Below are 19791 nucleotides of genomic sequence, written 5' to 3'. Positions count from 1 at the left end.
GGCCATCAACCGTGTTGATGCCCTGTGTCGACGATCGGTGCGCCGGGGGACGGACTACCGCCCCGGGCCGCCTCGATGACGAGGCGCCGGAACCAGCGGTGCCCGAGGTCCTCGTCGTACCGCTCGTGCCACCACAGGCGCACCTCCAGCGGCTCGAGCGGCTTCGGGCACGCCAGGATCCGCAGCGGCAGGTACCGCGCGCAGTCCCGGGCGAGCCGCTCCTGCACGAGGGCGACGTGGTCGGTCGATGCCACCAGGTGGGGCACCGCCTGGAAGCTGTCCACCCGCACGGCGACCTGCGGCCGCACCCCGAGCCTCGCGAGCTGCCTGCTCACCGGCACGACCGACGGGAAGTCGGAGTCGTGGTGGTAGGGCACCACCCATGTCGCGTCCCTCACCTCGTCGAGGTCGGCGATCTCCGTCCCGAACCGCCCGTTGTCCGCGGCCACGACGCACACCCAACGGTCGGTGAACAGCGGCGCCGAGCGCATCTCGGGGATCCGGAACCGGCTGGTCGGCTGCGAGACGACACAATCAACAGCACGGATGGTGTGCCCGATGTTCGCGGCGAGGGACTCCCGGACGAGCACGACGTTCAGCCGCGCGTGCTCCGACTCCGCGCTCATCGCCGCCGTGAGCGGCCTGCCGAGCACCGCCACCGCGTAGTCCGAGATCACGATCGTGAACTCGCGCCGAGAGGTGGTGGCGTCGAAGCGCGAACCCGTGGCGAGCAGCCGCTCGACACCCTCGTACACCGACTCGACCTGCGCGTCGAGCTGGACGGCGAGCGCCGAGAGCTCGTAGCGGCCGCCCCGGCGGACCAGCAGGTCGTCGTCGAAATACCGGCGCAGCCGGGCGAGGGCGGCACTCGCCGCCGGCTGGGTCACCCCCACCCGCTCCGCCGCCCGCGTGACGTTGCGCTCCCGCAGCAGCTCGCGCAGCACGATGAGGAGGTTGAGGTCCAGACCGGCAAGGCGCGACGTCGCGGACTTCACGACCCCATCGAAGGGCACGCGCCCGCCGATCACCAGCCCCCGCAGCGAGTCAGCCATCAGCAGTGGTGATGCGAGGACAGAAACAATCGTTGTTTCCGCCCCGTCGAGCACCGTGGTTAATCTCGCTGCGACGCGATCCACGGTGGCTCGGTGCGCGTGCTCCCACGAGCAGCGCACTCACGTCGGTCCACGTGACAAGTCGGTCCGGAACAAGGCACCCGCACACCTCGGCACTGCGAATCGGAGCAGGCCGGCGGCGCGGACAGGGAGGTCGGACAATGCTGTCCCAGCAGGACAACGAGATCCTCACCCGGGTCGGCCCGGGCACCCCGATGGGCGAGGTGCTGCGGCGCTACTGGACACCGGCGCTGCTGTCGAGCGAGCTGCCCGGGCCCGACTGCGACCCGGTACGGGTGCGGCTGCTCGGCGAGAACCTCGTCGCGTTCCGCGACACCAACGGCCGGATCGGCCTGATCCAGGAGAACTGCCCGCACCGCGGTGCGTCTCTCTACTTCGGACGCAACGAGGAGTGCGGGCTGCGCTGCCCGTACCACGGGTGGAAGTTCGACGCCGACGGCGCGTGCGTCGACATGCCGAGCGAGCCGCCGAGCAGCAGCTTCAAGGACCGCGTGCGCGCCAGGGCCTACCCGGTGCACGAGTCCGGCGGCATCGCGTGGACCTACATGGGCCCGGCGGAGACCATCACGCCCTTCCGCGACTTCGGCACGGAGTCCCTGCCCGAGAAGAACCACCTCGCCACCAAGCTGCAGTCGTACTGCAACTGGATCCAGACGATGGAGGGCAACGTCGACACCGCCCACATCTCCTGGCTGCACTCGTGGGACGGCGCCGCCGACATCGAGGACGACGGCAGCGACAAGCCGGGCTACCCGTCGAACAAGATGACCTGGAAGTTCTGGATGCACGACCGGGCGCCGCAGCTCGAGATCGAGGAGACCTGGTACGGCTTCCGCTACGCCGGTCTGCGCGAGACGCCTAACGGCCACACCAACGTCCGGATCACCGAGTACGTCTTCCCCTACAGCACGATCATCGCGGCGGTCCCCTACAACACCCGCCACCTGATGGTCGTGCCGATCGACGACAACAACTGCTGGCGCTACAACTTCGAGGCCACGGTCCCGTCCAACCCCCAGGGGCACGGCGGAGCGCCGCTGTTCAGCTTCGGCCCCTTCGAGACGCCCTTCACCCGCCGGGTGGGCGGCATCACCCCGCGCAACTACCTCGCCGAGGCCGACTACAACATCGACCGCGAGGTGCAGCGCACCACCACCTTCAGCGGGGTGAAGGACTTCGTGAGCCAGGACCTCATGGTCACCGAGTCGATGGGCCCGATCTACGACCGCTCGCAGGAGCGTCTCGGCACGATCGACAAGGCGATCATCCGGATGCGCAACCAGCTCATCCGCTCCGCGAAGTCGCTCGAAGAGAACAGTGACGCGCCGCTGCTCGCGCTCTCCGGCCCGGACGCCGACTTCCGGAAGATCCGGGGCGCCGACAAGATCCTCGAAGAGGGGGAGGACTGGCGCTACCTCGGCACCGACGACGACCCCGCGGTGCAGGAGGCCGAGGAGGCGCTGCGCGCGAGCGAGGAGCGCAGCCCGCAGCCGGCTGCCGGAGACTGACCGTATGGCGATCAACAGGCTCAACCACGCCGTCGTGTTCGTGCGCGACGTCAACCGCAGTGTCGCGTTCTACCGGGACGTGCTCGGCTTCAGCGTGCAGATGGAGCGACCGGGGCAGGCCGCCTTCATGCAGGCGCCGGACTCGACGAACGACCACGACATCGGTCTGTTCGCCATCGGCGAGGCGGCCGACAACCCGGCGGGACGCGGCGCCGTGGGCCTGTACCACCTCGGATGGGAGATCAGCACGCTGGCCGAGCTCGAGGAGCTCGCCCAGCGCCTGATGAGCATCGGCGCCTACGTCGGTGCCACCGACCACGGCACCACCAAGAGCATCTACGCCCGCGACCCCGACGGGCTGGAGTTCGAGGTCGCGTGGCTGGTGCCGGCCGACCTGCTCGACGACGCGGCGTTCGAACAGCGCACGCGCCGCGGCGTGCCACTCGACCTGCAGAAGGAGAAGGCGAGGTACGGGGCCGGCACGCGAGGGGGTGTCGGCGTCTCCTCGCCCGCTGCTGTCCTGCCCTGATCGGTACTGCCCTGATCGGGTACTGCCCTGATCAGCGCAAGCCCTCACCACAGGCCGCCACCCGCCTGCCGTACCCGCCGGTCGCGGGCCATGAGCGACACCGACTCGACGAGGAGTGGGACATCATGCGGTGGCAACGCCGTCGCGCACGTCTGGTGGGCGCGATCGCGGCGATCCTCGGGATCGTCGTGGTCGCCTCCGGCTGCGGGGCCGCCGATCCGGCGGCCACGCGGGCCGACATCCGGTCGGTCAACGCCTGGGGCGGTGACATCGCGAGCGAGGGCGCACCCAAGCACGGGGGCACCCTGCGGCTCGGCATGGACCGGGAGATCGTCAGCTTCGACCCGACGGTCCAGAACGCGAACATGGCCACGTTCGCCGTCTACGACTCCCTCATGAAGCTGACCCCGGACGGCACGGCGCAGCCCTACCTCGCGAAGTCGATGGACAGCCCGGACGGCGGGCTGACCTGGCGGCTGGAGCTGCGTCCCGATGTGAAGTTCAGCGACGGCACACCGCTCGACGCCGACGCAGTGCTGGTCAACGTGCAGCGCCACATCGACAAGACCGCCTCCCCCGCCCACCCGTACGCGGAGCAGATCGCCTCGATGCGGGCGCTCGACCCGCTGACGGTCGAGTTCACGCTGAAGAGCCCGCTCGGCTCGTTCCCGGTGGTGTTCGCCCAGTCGATCACCTACGGCACGCTGGGCGTGATCATCTCGCCCGCCGCGCTGCAGCAGTACGGCGACGACATCGGCCGCCACCCCGTCGGTGCGGGGCCGTTCCGATTCGTCGAGTGGATCCCGGACTCGCGGCTCGTGCTGGAGCGCAACCCGAACTACTGGCAGCCCGACCAGCCCTACCTCGACCAGCTCGAGTTCCGCCCGCTCCCCGACACCGAGTCGCGCTACGCGTCGATCCAGAACGGTGACGTCGACCTGATCTTCGCGGCCTACAACCAGGAGTTGGTGCGCGCGTTCGAGGATCCCGCCCTCTCCGTCTACTACGGACCGGGGAGCGCAGGCGAGTACCTCTACTTCAACTTCGCCCGCGCACCGTTCGACGACCGGCGCATGCGTGAGGCGGTGGTCCGCGCGCTCGACATGAAGGCGCTGAGCGCGAGCCTTTACAACAACCAGCTCGTGACGGCCACCAGCCTGTTCGACACCGACAGCCCCGACCACACGGAGGCGGCGTCGCAGGAGTGGCCGACCTACGATCCGGAACGCGCGAAGCAGCTCATCGCGGAGTACCGCGCGAGCGGCGGGAACCCCGACTTCACGCTCAAGACGACGACCGCGCGTACCCAGTTCGGCGAGTTCCTGCAGGCGCAGATGGCGGCCGTCGGCATCACGGTGAAGCTGCAGTTCTACGACCTGGCCCAGTACTCGTCTCAGGTGGTGCAGAGCGGGGACTTCGACCTCACCACCACGGTGAGCGCGTTCGACGCGCCCTTCCCCGGCGCCTCCCGGCTGGTGCAGACCGGCGGCAACACCAACTATGGGAAGTACTCCAACCCCGAGGTGGACAAGCTGCTGGCCACCGCCGCGAGCACCAGCGACGAGGCAGAGCGGACCAAGGCGTACCAGCAGGTGGAGCTGCAGGTCAACCGCGATCTCGTGGCCTGCTGGCTCAGCCGCAGCTATCTGGCGACGATCGCGAAACCGCAGGTGAAGGGCATCGACCGGTACACGTCGCGAGACATGTTCTACGCCAGGGTGTGGCTGGACCGCCCGTCGCAGTGACGGGCACGGCCGCTGGTACCGGCGGTCCTACGCGTTCGAGGTCGGGCACGGCAGCCGGAGCAGACGGTCGGCGTTGCCGTGGGCGAGGCGCCGCAGGTCGGTCGGTGACAGTGGCGCGCTGTCCAGGAAACGCACGGCCTCCTCGGTCGACTCGAAGGGGTAGTCGATGGAGAACATCACGTTGTCCACACCGATCGCCTGAATCGCCGCGATGAGTGCGGCGTGGGAGAACACCCCAGAGGTGGTGATCTTGATGTTCTCGCCGAAGTATTCCGACGGTCGGCGCTCCAGCCTGCGATTCTCGCCGAAGAAGCGGTAGCGCGAGTCGAACCGCGTCAGCTGGTACGGCAAAAACTCGCCCATATGCCCGAGAATCACCGTGGCCCGGGGAAATCGGTCGAAAACGCCACCGTAGACCAACCGCAGCGCGTGGCCGCCGGTCGAGGCCGCCCAGCTGAAGGTGGCGCCGTTCAGCTCCGGGTACCCGTCGAGCATCGACCACTCCGGTTCGACCCCCGGATGGAGGTAGAGCGGCACATCGAGCTCCTCCAGCGCGGCCCAGAATCCCCCGTACCGTTCCTCGTCCAGGTAGTGCCCCAGCGTGTGGTCGTTGACCAGCACTCCGCACAGCCCGAGCTCGTGCACTGCCCGGCGGAGTTCCGCGGCGGCGACGTCGGGGTCTTGCAACGCCACCGCGGCCAGACCGGCGAATCTGGTGGGATGCCTCCCGACGGTCTCGGCCAGCAGATCGTTGGCCAGGCGCGCGTCCCGGACGGCGACGTCCGTATCGGGCTGGGTCTGCAACCCGGGCGCGCCCAGTGACAGCACCTGCACATCGATGCCGTTCAGATCCATCTCCGGCAGCCGAAACTCGGTGAAATCCGCCAATCTGGACACGTATCGGTCCAGGATCTTCGGCCGCGACAATGGCCGGGTCGTGAAGCGCCACGGCGTGGTCAGCTGGTTGAACCAGCAGGCCTCTTCAAGCGCGACGCGTCGCATCGACTCCTCCTTCTCACCTGTTCGCCGTGGACGGCGATCTCTCCTCCCAGACATGGTCTTCATATGAATGATGCCGCGCATTGACCGCGTCAGCCCGCGTTCAAGGAGATCGATCGCGACGATCGCGAAGTCCGGTGGAGCGGCTGCTGCGCGGCCAGCAGCAGAGCTCCTCCGACAAGCAGCGGCACCGCATTCATCGCCACCCTCGCCGTCCCCACGGTCGACAGCATCGACACGAGGAAGACGGCGAGCAGCCCGGCGGCGACCACTCCGGCCGTGCGCCGCCTCCACCCGGAGAGCAGCCAGACGGTGAGGACGGACTCCACCACGGTGGCGCCCAGCGCGGCGGCGACGACCAGTGGGCGCGGCGCCCAGGGCAGCAGTTGCCCGGTGGACGCCACGAAGTGGTCCCAATCGCCCCAGGTCACTCCGACGACCCCCGGCCCGCCGAGCACGCCGAGCCGGTCGGCGACCGCCCCGCCGAAGTCGAGCGCGAGCAGCACCGCCATCACCCACCGGGCGATCACCAGCTGGCGGCCTCGCCCCGGCGCGAGCGACACCAGGCCGAGTGCGACGGCCCCGACCACGACGACCAGGGTGATCGTCCGGGGACGCACGGGCTCGGCGACCTGAAAGACCAGGCCGGCCGCCACCACGATCAGGCCGGCCGGCCGGAGCAGCTTCTCGATGCGCATGCGATGACGACGGAATGCTCGTGCGGTTTGTGACCTCGAACCGTCGACGCCGCGCCTCGTGGTGTCGCTCGGCCGCTGACGTCCGCAGGATGGCCTCGCGTTCAATGCGTCGACCGATGTCCGGCCCATGCGTGGTGACTAACGTCGATCGCGGCGGCACCACGAAGGTGCCGGCGAAAATCCCCCGAGGAGTTGATGTCGTGCCGAACGGAACCGAACACATCCGTGCTGAGGTCGTCGGGTCCCTGCTGCGCCCCCGTCACCTGGTCGCCGCCCGGCGGGCCGTCGCTGACGGGACGATCAGCGCGGCCGAGTTCAAGGAGATCGAGGACCGCGCGGTCGACCAGGCCATCGCGCTGCAGGAGGGCAGTGGGCTGGGGGTGCTGACCGACGGCGAGATGCGGCGGGGGATCTTCACCGGCCCGCTCACGGAGTCCGTCGAGGGCCTCGAGCACGTCCCGGGCGTCAAGCGCGTCTGGTACACCGACGACGGCCCGATCGAGGAGGACCTCCCGCTCGTCGTCACCGGTGCGCTGCGCCTGCGCCGCTCGTCGGTCACCGAGGAGTTCGGCTATGCCCGCGCCCGCGCACGGCGCCGCCTGAAGGTGACGCTCCCCAGCCCGTTGATGATGCTCCTGCGCTGGTCGCCGCGGCACTCCACCGCCGCGTACAGCGATGTGTTCGCGATGGCGGCCGCGGCCGCCGACATCATCCGCACCGAGGTGCAGGAGCTCGTGCGGCTGGGCTGCACCTACGTGCAGATCGACGCCCCGGAGATCGCCACCCTGGTGCAGCAGGAGACCCGGGAGTGGTACGAGCAGCAGGGCATCTCGGTGGAGCGCATCCTGACCGAGGGCCTCGACCTGATCAACTCCGTCGCCGGCGCCCCCGGGGTCACGTTCGCGATCCACCTGTGCCGGGGCAACCGCAACGGCCGCTGGATGGCGGCAGGCGGCTACGACGCCGTCGCCGAAGCGCTGTTCCGCCGCTGCTCGGGCTTCGACCGGTTCCTGCTCGAGTACGACGACGAGCGGTCGGGCACGTTCGAACCGCTCGCGGCCACGCCCGCCGGCAAGACCGTGGTGCTCGGCCTCGTCTCCACGAAGACGGCCGTGGTGGAGCCGGTGGGCGAGATCGTCGAACGGATCCAGGAGGCGGCCGCCTTCGTCCCCCTCGAACAGCTCGCCGTGTCCACCCAGTGCGGATTCGCCTCGATGGTCGAGGCGCACCCCGAGCTCACCGAGGACGTCCAGGCCGCGAAGATCGGGCTCGTGGTGCAGGCCGCCGATCAGGTGTGGAAGAACTGACGCACCACGGTGCGTGACGGCTGGTATGCATTGATCCGCACGGACTGCCGCCGCTAGTTCTGTCGGAGGTGCTGCGCGACGCCGACCTCGCCGTGGGCGTCGCGTCGATCGGGCTCGACGAGGTGGCGGTCGGCGGGCACGAGGATTACTCACCGAGACCGCGCGCACGCGGCGCGACGCGCTGGCCCGGCTGCTGCCCCGGCTCACGATCGCCGACCGGGTGGAGCTGGCCGACCGGTTCCTGCGGGTGCGGGGCGGACTGCGTACGTACAAGATCCATCTGGGTTCGGGGAACATCCTCATGGAGCCGAACGACGCTTACCTCTGCATCGTGCCCGGGCCCGACCGCTCGGCCGAGCAGGTGTTCCTGCCCTTCGAGGAGGGGGGCGGCATGCTGTCGCTCAACCTGTCGAAGGCGTTCCTGCTGGCCGATGACACGGCCATCACCGATCCGACGATCACCGGCCAGCTCGTTCCCTGACGCCCCGGACGGTCACGCCGTGTGGTTCAGGCGCAGGCCGGGCCGCGGCCACGGGGTCGAGTAGAGGATCCCGTGCCCCGATGACGTGATGTAGGCCGTGCGCAGGTCCGGGCCGCCGAAGCAGACGTTGGTGACGAAGATGTCGTCGTCCGGTACCGGCACGGTCTCCAGGAGATCACCCTCCGGCGAGACCACGCTCACGCGGCCGGAGTAGAGGGTGGCGACGCAGACGTTGCCCTCGGCGTCCACCGCCAGCGAGTCCAGCCACTGCAGACCCGGGAACCCGTGCAGCAGCGTGCCGCCGTGCGGCGCCCAGGAGTCCGGGTTCGGCCGCACCTGCCCGGGTGCGGCGATGTCCCACCACCAGAGCCGGCCCGTGATGGTCTCAGCGACGTAGACCCGCGAGCCGTCCGGGGACAGGCCCACGCCGTTGGGCGCGTTGAGCGGGTGGACCACCTCGACGATCCGCGACCCGTCGGCGGTGGCGTAGTAGAGCCCGCCGAGGTCGGTCTCGCGCGTGCGGGTCTTGCCCATGTCGGTGAACCAGAATCCGCCGTGGGCGTCGAACACGAGGTCGTTGGGCCCGCGCAGGCCGTGGCCGTCGACGTGGGTGTAGAGGTCGCTGACCTCCCCGTCCAGGGTGACGCGCTGGATGCGGCCGCCGATGTACTCCGCGGGCTGCGGCCCCGGCGCCGTCAGGCCGCGCCGGGTGGTCCAGGAGAACCCTCCGTTGTTGGCCACGTAGACCGCTCCGTCGGGACCGATCGCGGCACCGTTGGGCCCGCCGCCGGTCTCGGCCACCACCGAGGTCTTGCCGTCCGGGGCCACCCGGGTGAGCGTGCCGCGCTTGATCTCGACGAGCAGCACCGAACCGTCGTCGAGCGCGATCGGCCCCTCCGGGAACTCCAGTCCCTCGGCCACCGTGGTGAGCGTCATTCCTGTCTCCTTGCCTGTCCCATCGTCGTGGCTGTCACTGCGTACGGTCGATCCACGTGCCGGCCACGAAGAGGTCGCGGGTGATGTACCGGTCGATCCCCTTCACCTGCGGCTTCGTGATCGTCGAGAGGTAGCTGCGGCTCAGCCACTGCACGGCGACGTCCTGGTTGAGCAGCAGCTCGAGCTGCTGGTAGTCCGACGTACGCCGCGCGGCGTCCTGCGTGGCGCTCGCGTCCAGCACCAACTGGTCCACCTGCGGGTTCTGGTACTTCCCGAAGTTCGACGAGCCACCGGTGGTGTAGACGCGGCTGATGCCGGGGAACGGGTAGTCGAACGCCGCGATCTGGCTCGCCATGTCGAAGTCGCCGCCCTGCAGGACGCGGCCCGCGTACTCCGCGAGGTCGAAGTAGCGCACCTCGACCTTGACGCCCACCGCGGCCATCGACGCCTGCACGAACTCACCGAGCGGCACCGAGCTGCGGTCGGTGGTGTAGACGAAGTCGGGGTTTCCGCCTGACGCCCGGTACTCGTCGACCAGCTGCTTCGCGCGTGCGACGTCGTACTTCGGCCAGGCGTCGGTGGCCTGCTGCGTGTGGTACGGGCTGGTCTCGTCGAACAGGCTCTCGGCCCTGATCAGCTGGTTGCTGAAGAAGGCGGCACCGAGCGCGTTGGGATCCATCGCGGCCACGGCGGCCTCGCGCATCCGCTTGTCGTCGAAGGGCGCCCTGGCGAAGTTGAAGTAGTTGAGGACGCCGCCGTTGCCCGGTCCGAAGTAGACACGCAGGTCCGGGTTGGCGAACGCCCGCACGAGCTCGGTGTTGAATCCGCCGTTGATCGCGTCGACGTCGCCGTTGGCCATGGTGGCGTAGCGGCTCTCGGTGTCGGGCAAGGGCCGGATCTCGACGCCGTCCAGGTAGGGCATGCCTTTCTGCCAGTAGTCCGGGTTGCGGACGAGCTCCATCTTGTTGTCGCGCACCCAGTTGGACAGCATGAACGGACCGGCGCCGACGGGGTGGCTCGCGATGTCGTCGCCGTACTGCGCGAGTGCGGCGGGCGAGACGATCATGCCGAGGGTGCCCTGCGACATCGGCTGGGCGAACACCACGGGAAAGTCGCCCATCGGGCCGTCGAGGACGAACTCCACCGTGAGCGGGTCGATCGCGCGCATGGCCATGATCCGCAGCGCGAACGCGTGCGCGGGCGAGGCCGCCTTGTCGATGTGGCGCTGGGTGTTGACGATCACCGCGTTCGCGTCGAGCGGTGTGCCGTCGGAGAACCGCACCCCGTCGCGCAGGCCCATCCGCCATGTCACGCCGCCGTCGGGGCTGGTCATCGACGCGGCGAGGTAGGGCTGCGCCGTGCCGTCAGGCATCAGCTTGAACAGCGAGTCGTAGACCATCGTGGCGGCGAGGTTGGAGTTCTGCCGCGTCGGGTCGAAGCTGATGATCTCCCGGTCGTTGCCGATGACGAGGGTGCCACCGGTCTGCGGCGAGCCCTCCGTGGCCCGGTCCCCGCCGTAGGGGTCGAGCGTTCGGACCGTCAGCGGCGCGCCGGGACCGGCGCCCGGCGCCCGGCGCCTGACCACAGGCGGCCAGCAGCGCAGCGCACAGCAGCACGGCGGTGACGATGACGCTCGACCGTGCACGGCGAAGGGACAACCGCATCGTTCACTCCTCGTTGAGTCGGCGGCGACAGGCCGACGCGCGACCGGCGTCCTCGGGTCGGCGCCGGGGCGTACGCCGCCGACCCGAGGACATGCGGTGTAGCCCGCATCACACATGCTCCGACCGGCCGGCGGCTCGGAACCACCGTCTCCGCGCACGATGACGTGCCGATCCGTGCGAAGTCGCCCAGGCTCTCATTTGACAATGGTTTTCATTCCATGTTCGCTGAGTCGACGGCGCCCGGCCGCCGGGTGCCCGGGCGCAGATCCCGAGTCCGGATCTCGACTGGAGCTTGCATGTCTCGCCTGTCCCTGGTTGTCCCCCTCGTCGCGGCGACGCTCGCCACGGGTGTCGCCGGCTGTGCCACCTCCTCCACGGCGACACCCCCCGCCGGAAACGGGACGGTGATACCGGTGGCGGCGAGCATCGACGCGTGGGGCTCGATCCTCACGCAGCTCGGCGGCACCCATGTGAGCGCGACGTCGCTGATCACCAACCCGAACACCGATCCGCACGACTACGAGCCCACCCCCGCCGACGGACGGGTCATCGCCGGCTCGAAGCTCTTCGTCGAGAACGGCATCGGCTACGACGCCTGGGCACAGCGGTCCGTGGAGGCCGATCCGGACCCGGGCCGGGTCGTGCTCGACGTCGGACAGCTCGTCGGGATACCGCCGGGCGGCAACCCCCACCGCTGGTACTCCCCGTCCGACGTGGAGAAGGTCGCGGACGCCATCACCGCGGACCTGAAGCAGCTCGACAAGTCCGACAGCGCCTACTTCGACGCGCAGCGGCAGATGTTCGAGAACACCGGCCTGGCCCGGTACCACCAGCTGGTCAACGACATCAGGACCACGTACTCCGGCACCCGGGTCGGCGCCAGCGAGAGCATCTTCACCCCGCTCGCTCAGGCCCTCGGCCTCGACCTGGTCACCCCCACCGCGTTCCTCGACGACATCAGCGAAGGAGTCGATCCGTCGGCCGCGGACAAGTCCCTCATCGACGACCAGATCACCGGGAAGCAGATCGACGTCTACATCGACAACACCCAGAACTCCACGCCCGACGTGGCCGCACAGGTCGAGGAAGCCAGGCGGGCAGGCATCCCGATCGTCCAGGTGACCGAGACGCTCACCCCGGCGAACGCGAGCTTCCAGGACTGGCAGTCGGCACAGCTGCAGGCCCTGGAGAACGCACTCCGCCAGGCCAAGGCCGCATGAGCCGCCCGGCGAGCGAGATCGACCGGGAACCGGCGGCGCGCACCGGGAGGCCGGAAGCGGCACCGGTCGTGGTGTCGCTGCGCCGCGCGTGCGCCTCCATCGGCGGACGCACGATCTGGTCCGACGTGGACCTGCAGGTGCGGGCGGGTGAGTTCGCGGGAGTCCTCGGCCCGAACGGGGCGGGCAAGTCCACGCTGATCAGGGCACTTCTCGGCATGGCGCCGATCAGCTCGGGGGAGGTCACGGTGCTGGGTTCCCGGCCGGGGCGCCGAGGTGCCGCGATCGGCTACCTGCCCCAGCGCCGCGCCTTCGACACGGGCGTCCGGATCAGGGGCTCAGACGTGGTCCGCCTGGGCTGGGACGGCAACCGCTGGGGGATCCCACTCCCCCGGTTCCTGTCCGGACGACGCGCCCGCGCGGCGCGGGAGCGCGTGGACGAGGTGATCGAGCTCGTCGGTGCCGGCGCGTACGCGGGACGGCCGATCGGGCAGTGCTCGGGCGGCGAGCAGCAGCGGCTCCTCATCGCCCAGGCCCTGATCCGGCGCCCCGAGCTGCTCCTGCTCGACGAGCCGCTCGACTCCCTCGACGTCACGAATCAGGCAGCCGTCAGCACGTTGATCCACACGGTCTGCCGCCGCGAGGGAGTGGCAGCGCTCATGGTCACCCACGACGTCAACCCCGTGCTGCGCTACCTCGACCAGGTCGTCTATCTCGCCCGTGGTGGCGCGGTGGCGGGTCCACCCGAGCGGGTGATCACCGCCGACACCCTCTCGATGCTGTACGGCACGCGGATCGACGTCCTGCGCGACCGGGAGGGGCAGTTGCTCGTCAGCCGGCCGGTACGCGGGCACCACGAGGGCGAGCCGTGAGCTTGAACCTCGTCGCCGACGTCCAGCAGATGCTCGGCTTCCATTTCATGCTCAACGCGCTGCGTGCCGGCACGATCGTCGCGGTGGTCGCAGGCGCCGTCGGCTACTTCATGGTGCTGCGCCGCCAGAGCTTCGCCGGGCACACCCTGGCCACTCTCGGGTTTCCCGGTGCGGCAGGTGCCGTCTGGCTGGGAGCCGGCGCGGCGATCGGCTACTTCGGGTTCTGCGTCGCCGGCGCGCTGGTCATCGCCCTGCTTCCGAGCACCAGCCGACCAGGCTCTGGCCTCGGCGGATACGGCGACGAGTCCGCCGCCGTCGGAACGGTGCAGGCCTTCGCGTCGGCATGTGGGTTCCTGTTCGTCGGCCTCTACGGGGGTTACCTCTCCGGCCTGAACAACCTGCTGTTCGGCACCATCACCGCGGTCTCCGACTCACAGGTTCTCCTCCTGCTCGTCGCGGGTGTCGTGTGTCTGGTCGTGCTCGTGGCGCTCGGCCGTCCCCTCCTCTTCGCCACCATCGACCCCGACGTCGCCCGCGTCCACGGCGTCCCGGTCCGCGCGGCGGGAGTCGCGTTCCTCGTGCTGCTGGGCATCGCCACGGCCGGCGCCAGCCAGGTCACGGGCAGCCTGCTCGTCTTCGCGTTGCTGGTGGCTCCCGCCGCGGCGGCGACCCGGCTGACCGCCCGTCCGGCGGCCGGCGCCGCTCTCTCGATCGTCCTCGCGCTCCTGGTGACCTGGTGCGGCGAGACGATCGCGTTCTTCTCGCCGTACCCCATCGGGTTCTGGGTGACGACCCTGGCGTTCGGGGTGTACGTGGTCGCGACCGCCTGCCGCGCCGGGCTGGAGCACCGCGGCCACCACGGGCTGCCGGAGCGGTGCCGCACCCTTCCCGGCGTCGCGCCGTGATCGCCATGCTGTCACACCCGTTCATCCGGACCGCCCTGGTCGCAGGCACCTCAGTCGCCGCCCTCTCCGGGATCATCGGCTGGTTCGTCGTCCTGCGTGGGCAGGTGTTCGCCGGTGACGCGCTCTCGCACGTCGCCTACACCGGTGCGCTCGCCGCGCTGGCCTCCGGGGTCGACCTGCGTCTCGGACTGTTCGTGGCGACCGCCGGCGCCGGCGTCGCCCTCGGGCTGCTGGGTGGGCGGGCGAGCGCCGACGACGTGGTGATCGGCACGGGTCTGGCATGGGTCCTGGGTCTCGGCGTGCTCTTCCTCACCCTGTTCACGAAACGTGCCGCCACCGCTCACGGCAACGCCAACGTCGCCGTCCTGTTCGGATCGATCTTCGGGATCAACCCGACCGCTGCCGTCACCGCCGCGTTGCTGGCCGCCGGGTTGATCGTCGCGGTCCTCGTGATCGCCCGGCCGTTGCTGTTCACCAGCATCGACCCCGCCGTCGCCGCGGCCGGTGGAGTGCCGGTGCGCCTGCTCGGCCCGCTCTTCCTGGCCCTCGTCGGGGCAACCACCGCCGAGACCAGCCAGATCGTGGGCGCACTCCTCGGGCTCGGCCTGCTGGCCGCGCCGGCGGCAGCGGCCGTCCGGCTCACCGATCGGCCGTGGCCGGGCATCGCGCTCTCGGCGCTGCTGGCCGTGGCGGCGGTATGGGCCGGGATCACGCTGGCCTACGCCGTGCCCACGTTCCCGCCGAGCTTCACGATCATGGCGGTCGCGGCCGCCGAGTACCTCCTCGCCGTGGCGCTCGGCCAGTGCCGCACGGCCCCGCGAAAGCCCGATCCCGGTCGAGCGGTCGGCCGGGCCACCGCCTCACGCCGATGACAGACATCGCGCGAGACGGCCCGTCGCGGGCCGAGCGGCTCTCCGGCACTCGGCACCGACGGGTTGCGACCGCGCCGGTCGCCACGGCACAACGGCGCGCCATCCTCGCCGCCCTCGCCGAGAGCCCTGCCTTCCTGACGGCCCAGGCCCTGCACGACCGGCTCGTCGCCTCCGGCCACCAGGTGGCGCTGACCACGGTGTACCGCGCCCTCCGGATCTATGCCGACCTCGGCGACATCAACCGGACACGCGCTGCGGACGGGACGGTGCTCTTCCGATACGGCCCCGACTCCGATCATCGCCACTACCTGCGCTGCCGCGACTGCGGCTACAGCGTCCCCGTCGACTCCGACCCCGTTGAGGCGTGGGTGGCGCGGCTCGCGGCACGGCACGAGTTCACCGACGTGGACCCGGCCATCGAGGTCCTCGGCATCTGCTGGTCGTGCCGATCCCAGGACGGTGATCCGGCCCCGTGACCGACGCGATCGAGGGCGGCGGATGCGCCGCACCGGGCCACAACTCCCTCGCCACGCATGATCGTCAGGTTGGGAGCACCGACCGTGCCGGACGCGGCCGCGCGCCCCCAAACGTTGATCACCGGGCGGGCCGGCCCCGCCGTACCGGGCGGCTGGCCCACCACCCCGACCATGATCAGCAAATCGGGGTCGAAAACCGGGCAACACACAGCTGCGCGTCCCCAAACATTGATCATCGGGGAGGCCGGCCCCGCGGTACCGGGCGGCTGACCCGGCACCCCGACCATGATCAGCAAATCGGGGTCGAAAACCGGGCGATACACAGCTGCGCGTCCCCGAACGACGATCATGCCGCAGAGCCGGCGGAGCCCCGCCAAGCAGCCGGGACAACCGCACCCGACCATGACTGCAGGTCCACACAGACCAACCCGGCGACACACCAGCGCGGCCCCGAACAGCACTGCACGAGCGCCGCGCCGGGCCACAACTCCCTTGCCGTGCATGATCAGCAGTTTGGGACCGGCAACCGCTGGACGCGGCCGCGCGGCCCCCAACGTTGATCATCGGGGAGGCCGGCCCCGCCGTACCGGGCGGCTGGCCCACCATCCCGACCATGATCAGCAAACCGGGGTCGAAAACCGGGCAACACACGGTCACGAGGCCCCAAATGACGATCATCACTGGACAGGCGAGCCGGCTGGCCCCTGTCTCATCCGGGCGGCGGCCCGCGCCCATCCGGGCGGCATGCGGCCGGTGTGGCCCCCACCGACGATGGCCGCTGGCGACGAGCCGTGCATGATCGGCAGATCGGGAGCGGCAACCGTGCTGGACACCGCTGTGCGGCCCCAAACGCTGATCATCCTCGGGGTCCGCGGAGCGCTCCGACCATGATCAGCAAACCGGGGTCGAAAAAGGCGCAATACGCGGCTGCGCGGCCCCAAACGGTGATCATCGTAGGACCGAGCGGTGGGAGGGATGCACGGCCCACTACCTGAGCCCGATCCCGCCCACCTCACCCAAAAAATCCTGTTCATGCAGATCACCGGCATTGTGCGCAACGTTGATCACGCCGCCCGCACCGGACGGGCCGACGGGTGTAGAGGTGGACGTATCCGTCGGCGGGCGACGAACCCGCCGACGCCTCGACCGGAAGGATCACCATGAAGTTCGGGATCGGCTGCTTCGTCACGGACGAAGGCATCGCGCCGGGCGCTCTGGGCCGAGCGGTCGAAGAGCGCGGTCTCGACGCGCTGTTCGTGGCCGAGCACAGCCACATCCCCGCCTCGCGGCGCAGCCCGTACCCGTCCGGAGGTGAGCTGCCGAGGGTCTACTACCGGGCCCTGGACCCCTTCGTCGCGTTGACGGCGGCCGCGGCGGCCACCTCGCGGCTCGTCCTGGGCACGGGGATCGCCCTGCTGACCCAGCGCGACCCGATCAGCACGGCGAAGGAGGTCGCCTCCCTCGACCTGGTCTCCGGCGGCCGCTTCGCCTTCGGTGTCGGCGTGGGCTGGAACCGCGAGGAGATGGAGAACCACGGCACCGACCCCACCACCCGTGGCCGGCGCATGGACGAGAACATCGAGGCCATGCAGCGCATCTGGACCGAGGAGCAGGCCGAGTTCCACGGCGAGTTCGTGAACTTCGACCCGATCTTCTCCTGGCCCAAGCCCGTCCAGAAGCCCCATCCGCCGATCTACGTCGGCGGCGGTGAGGCCAACTTCCGTCGCATCGCCCGGTTCGGCGCCCGGTGGCTCCCCAACTCGCCCTCGCCGGAGGCTCTCGCACCACAGCTCGCGAAGCTCCGCGACCTCGCCGGCGCCGACGTCGTGGTCTCGGCCACGCACATCGGACCCCACGAGCCGGAGAAGCTCGCGGGCTACGAGGAGCTGGGCGTCGAACGTGTCACGCTGCAACTGCCGACGGCACCCGAGGGGGAGACCCTCGGGCACCTGGACCAGATCGCCCAGCTCATCGCGAAGCTCGGCTAGGCGAGCGCCTCAGCCGTCGCCGCCCGCCGGTCGGGCGGCGGCGCGCACGTCGGCGGGGGTCCCGAGGCCGGCACCGGTGCCGTCGGTGTGGCGCACCTCGTCCTCCCATGGCAGACGGTAGCTCCCGGCCGCGAGATCCCGCATGTAGGTGTACGGGCAGTCGGTGGCGCCTCCTTCGACGGCGCTGTAGCCCCGGTGACCCAGCTGGTAGATGTTGTTCTCCACGCCCCAGCCACGCCGGACCTCGTCCGCGCGGGACGGCACCACCTCGGCCGTGACGATCCGTCCGGGAGTTCCGTCGCCTCGCTCGAGCACTGTGCCGTCGACGTCGCAGACCATGGCCTCGCCCTGCGAGTGGATCCCCGCCCCGTCCGGGCCCGCGAGGCAGACCGACGCCGTGTAGGCGAGGTTGCAGAAGGCATTGGCCTGGTTGGTGAATCGCCAGGCCTGCTGGATCGGGTAGGTGTAGCCGGCGGTACGCAGAATGACGTTCGCACCACGGTAGGCAGCCTCGCGCGCGACCTCCGGCAGCATCCCGTCGTGGCAGATGATCAGGCCGAGCCGGGAGCCTGCGGGTCCGTCGCACACCGGGATCCCGAGGTCGCCGGGATGCCAGGGCTCGGCCGGTACCCACGGGTGCAGCTTGCGGTAGTGCAGCCGCAGCTCGCCGGTGTCGTCCACGATGATGCCGGTGTTGAACGGGGCGCGGCCCGGGTTGCGCTCCATGATCGAGAAGCAGCCCCAGATCCTCGCCTCCGCGCATGCCCCGCGCAGCTTCGCAACCTCCGGTCCCTCGACGTCGCACAGCAGGCGGTCATCGAGCCAGGTCGCAGGGTCCAGCCCGTGCAGGCTGTACTCGGGGAAGACCAGCAGATCGGGGACGGGAAGCGCGCGGCACGTGCCGATGACGGTGCCGGCGATCCGGTCCACCGCCGCGGCGACGTCCGGCGGCTCCGCGACGATCGGCACGGGGGCCTGCACAAGGCCCAGCACCATCCCGCCCGGCGACGGGTTCAAGCCACCGAGCCCACTCACGACATCACTCTCCCCGTCCCGGCAGCCCACCCAGCTGCGCCCGCGTCCATCAGCCGGCCGGGACGGACGCGGGCTCCGGCTCCTGGGCCGGCGTGGGGCTCAGCGCGTCGATCAGCGTGTAGGCCACGCCGCCGAGCACGATCCCGGCGACGGCCTCGCTGAGCTGAGGGGCCATGACGTGCACCGCGTACGAGCCGATCGAGGCGATCGCCCAGGCCGCGAACGGGGCGGGGCGCCACAGCCGCGCGGCACGCAGGCTGGAGCCTCGCCGCAGTACCTGATCGACGATGAGGATCGCTCCGATCGGCGGGACGAAGATGCCGAGCAGGTTCAGCCAGTCGGAGAAGTAGCTCCACACGCCGGCGAGTGCGGCCACGAGCCCCACGATCCCGAGTACGACCGTGAGCACCCGCATCCGGCCGCCGACGAGCTGGCTCCAGCCCACCGCACCGTTGTAGAGGCAGTGGCAGCAGACCGAGCCCAGGTTGGCGAAGACGAACACCACCGCGATCGCGGAGAGCACGGGGCCGTGGCTGGTCAGGACCGGCAGGAAGTCACCGCCGTTGGTTGCCGGATCCACGGCCTTGCCCGCGGCGACGACGATCCCGCCGACGAGCAGGGAGATGAAGTTGGCCACCGGGAAGGCGGTGAAAGCCGCCATCACCGCCTCGCGCCCGTTGCGCGACCAGCGGGTGAAGTCCGCGGTCATCGTCCCGGAGTCGGCGAAGCCTGCGATGGTGATCGTGACCGCGGCACCGAAGCTGAACACCGTGGCACCCGGGCCCCCGCCCTGGTAGCTGGTGATCCCCGACAGGCCACCCTCTCGAGCGGCGAGCACGAGGGCGACCACGGCGAGCACCACGAACATCGGCGCGGCGATGAGGCCGATGACCGTCAGCGCCCGGATGCCGATGAAGGTGATGGCGATGTAGAGCACACCGGCGAGCAGGATCATCCACGTCTCGTTCCAGCCGAGAGACGTGTGCAGGGTCGACCCGGTGAGCCCGGTCTGGAATGCGAACCACCCGATGACCACGGTGGACAGGAAGCCCGCGGCGATGGTCGCGCCGTGGCGGCCGAACGTCTGGGCGGCCGTCAGCGCGAAGTTCTTGCCGGTCTTGCCCGCGACGTAGCTCAGCGTGCCGACGTAGAGCATCAGGATGATGTTGCCGACGATGATCGCGCCGATCCCGCGCCAGAACCCGAGGCCGTAGACCGTCGCGCCACCGAACACCGCGTTGGTGATGATCATCGGGAAGCCGAACCACACGGCCGAGACGGAACCGAGCGACCGCCGGTGCGACAGCGGCACGGACTCGTGCTCGAACTCGGACTCGAGCGCGTGGTGCTCGGGGACCTCCTGGTCCCGCTGGCTGGTGGTACTCACGGAGCGGTCCTCCGATCGATGCGGCCGGTTCGGCCGTGG

The 19791-nt window shown here is 70.1% G+C and carries 17 protein-coding genes and 1 pseudogene; 11 read left to right on the top strand and 7 right to left on the bottom strand.

Annotation, left to right across the window (positions count from 1 at the left end; all coding sequences use genetic code 11):
• Window positions 1-5: 5 nt before the first annotated feature.
• Window positions 6-1052 carry a LysR family transcriptional regulator gene (locus tag MMF94_RS01480; protein ID WP_241034539.1) on the bottom strand — a complete coding sequence of 349 codons (1047 nt, stop codon included), beginning with the start codon at window positions 1050-1052 and terminating at the stop codon, window positions 6-8.
• Window positions 1053-1273: 221 nt separating this feature from the next.
• On the opposite strand from MMF94_RS01480, the gene MMF94_RS01475 reads away from it, so the two are divergent.
• The 3 genes from MMF94_RS01475 to MMF94_RS01465 all read left to right on the top strand — a co-directional run bounded on the left by MMF94_RS01475 (window position 1274) and on the right by MMF94_RS01465 (window position 4915).
• Window positions 1274-2641: a Rieske 2Fe-2S domain-containing protein gene (locus tag MMF94_RS01475; protein ID WP_241034538.1), complete on the top strand. Its 1368-nt coding sequence runs from the start codon at window positions 1274-1276 to the stop codon at window positions 2639-2641.
• Between the two features lie 4 nt (window positions 2642-2645).
• Complete coding sequence (locus MMF94_RS01470; RefSeq protein WP_241034537.1) at window positions 2646-3170, top strand: VOC family protein; 525 nt, start codon at window positions 2646-2648, stop codon at window positions 3168-3170.
• 125 nt (window positions 3171-3295) lie between these two features.
• On the top strand, window positions 3296-4915 hold the full coding sequence (locus tag MMF94_RS01465; protein WP_241034536.1) for an ABC transporter substrate-binding protein: 1620 nt from the start codon (window positions 3296-3298) through the stop codon (window positions 4913-4915).
• Between the two features lie 27 nt (window positions 4916-4942).
• Here the strand turns inward: MMF94_RS01465 and MMF94_RS01460 are convergent, their stop codons facing one another.
• Together MMF94_RS01460 and MMF94_RS01455 are read right to left on the bottom strand one after the other, a co-directional pair.
• Window positions 4943-5917 (bottom strand): amidohydrolase family protein, encoded by a 975-nt coding sequence (locus MMF94_RS01460; RefSeq protein ID WP_241034535.1) that lies wholly within the window; start codon window positions 5915-5917, stop codon window positions 4943-4945.
• A gap of 89 nt (window positions 5918-6006) precedes the next feature.
• A complete protein-coding gene (locus tag MMF94_RS01455) occupies window positions 6007-6612 on the bottom strand; it encodes a hypothetical protein (RefSeq protein ID WP_241034534.1) in 606 nt (201 codons plus the stop codon).
• Between the two features lie 200 nt (window positions 6613-6812).
• On the opposite strand from MMF94_RS01455, the gene MMF94_RS01450 reads away from it, so the two are divergent.
• Together MMF94_RS01450 and MMF94_RS01445 are read left to right on the top strand one after the other, a co-directional pair.
• Window positions 6813-7919 (top strand): cobalamin-independent methionine synthase II family protein, encoded by a 1107-nt coding sequence (locus MMF94_RS01450; protein ID WP_241034533.1) that lies wholly within the window; start codon window positions 6813-6815, stop codon window positions 7917-7919.
• 44 nt (window positions 7920-7963) lie between these two features.
• Window positions 7964-8400, top strand: a pseudogene (locus MMF94_RS01445) (DUF7737 domain-containing protein); the annotation flags it as partial.
• A 12-nt stretch (window positions 8401-8412) separates the two neighbouring features.
• On the opposite strand, the gene MMF94_RS01440 reads toward MMF94_RS01445, so the two are convergent.
• Together MMF94_RS01440 and MMF94_RS01435 are read right to left on the bottom strand one after the other, a co-directional pair.
• Window positions 8413-9336 (bottom strand): SMP-30/gluconolactonase/LRE family protein, encoded by a 924-nt coding sequence (locus tag MMF94_RS01440; protein WP_241034532.1) that lies wholly within the window; start codon window positions 9334-9336, stop codon window positions 8413-8415.
• Window positions 9337-9370: 34 nt separating this feature from the next.
• Window positions 9371-10921: an ABC transporter substrate-binding protein gene (locus MMF94_RS01435; protein ID WP_241034531.1), complete on the bottom strand. Its 1551-nt coding sequence runs from the start codon at window positions 10919-10921 to the stop codon at window positions 9371-9373.
• A gap of 375 nt (window positions 10922-11296) precedes the next feature.
• Here MMF94_RS01435 and MMF94_RS01430 point away from each other — a divergent pair, with 375 nt between their 5' ends.
• The 6 genes from MMF94_RS01430 to MMF94_RS01405 all read left to right on the top strand — a co-directional run bounded on the left by MMF94_RS01430 (window position 11297) and on the right by MMF94_RS01405 (window position 17330).
• A complete protein-coding gene (locus MMF94_RS01430) occupies window positions 11297-12220 on the top strand; it encodes a metal ABC transporter solute-binding protein, Zn/Mn family (protein ID WP_241034530.1) in 924 nt (307 codons plus the stop codon).
• A complete protein-coding gene (locus MMF94_RS01425; protein ID WP_241034529.1) occupies window positions 12217-13089 on the top strand; it encodes a metal ABC transporter ATP-binding protein in 873 nt (290 codons plus the stop codon). Before MMF94_RS01430 ends, MMF94_RS01425 begins: the two co-directional genes overlap by 4 nt.
• Window positions 13086-13994 carry a metal ABC transporter permease gene (locus MMF94_RS01420; protein WP_241034528.1) on the top strand — a complete coding sequence of 303 codons (909 nt, stop codon included), beginning with the start codon at window positions 13086-13088 and terminating at the stop codon, window positions 13992-13994. Before MMF94_RS01425 ends, MMF94_RS01420 begins: the two co-directional genes overlap by 4 nt.
• 5 nt (window positions 13995-13999) lie before the next feature.
• On the top strand, window positions 14000-14866 hold the full coding sequence (locus MMF94_RS01415) for a metal ABC transporter permease (protein ID WP_338104150.1): 867 nt from the start codon (window positions 14000-14002) through the stop codon (window positions 14864-14866).
• A complete protein-coding gene (locus MMF94_RS01410) occupies window positions 14863-15342 on the top strand; it encodes a Fur family transcriptional regulator (RefSeq protein WP_241034527.1) in 480 nt (159 codons plus the stop codon). The genes MMF94_RS01415 and MMF94_RS01410 overlap by 4 nt, the downstream gene beginning before the upstream one ends.
• 1160 nt (window positions 15343-16502) lie before the next feature.
• Window positions 16503-17330: an LLM class F420-dependent oxidoreductase gene (locus tag MMF94_RS01405; protein ID WP_241034526.1), complete on the top strand. Its 828-nt coding sequence runs from the start codon at window positions 16503-16505 to the stop codon at window positions 17328-17330.
• 9 nt (window positions 17331-17339) lie between these two features.
• Here MMF94_RS01405 and MMF94_RS01400 read toward each other — a convergent pair whose 3' ends face one another.
• Entirely contained in the window at window positions 17340-18365 is a 1026-nt protein-coding gene (locus MMF94_RS01400) for a formamidase (RefSeq protein ID WP_241034525.1), read from the bottom strand.
• A 49-nt stretch (window positions 18366-18414) separates the two neighbouring features.
• A complete protein-coding gene (locus tag MMF94_RS01395; RefSeq protein WP_241034524.1) occupies window positions 18415-19752 on the bottom strand; it encodes a cytosine permease in 1338 nt (445 codons plus the stop codon).
• Window positions 19753-19791 lie beyond the last annotated feature (39 nt).

The organism is Pseudonocardia alaniniphila, assembly GCF_022524485.1.
In the GTDB taxonomy this organism is placed as follows: domain Bacteria; phylum Actinomycetota; class Actinomycetes; order Mycobacteriales; family Pseudonocardiaceae; genus Pseudonocardia; species Pseudonocardia alaniniphila.
Note: the sequence above shows the minus strand (reverse complement) of the source record. Positions and strands in the feature narration are given on the sequence as shown.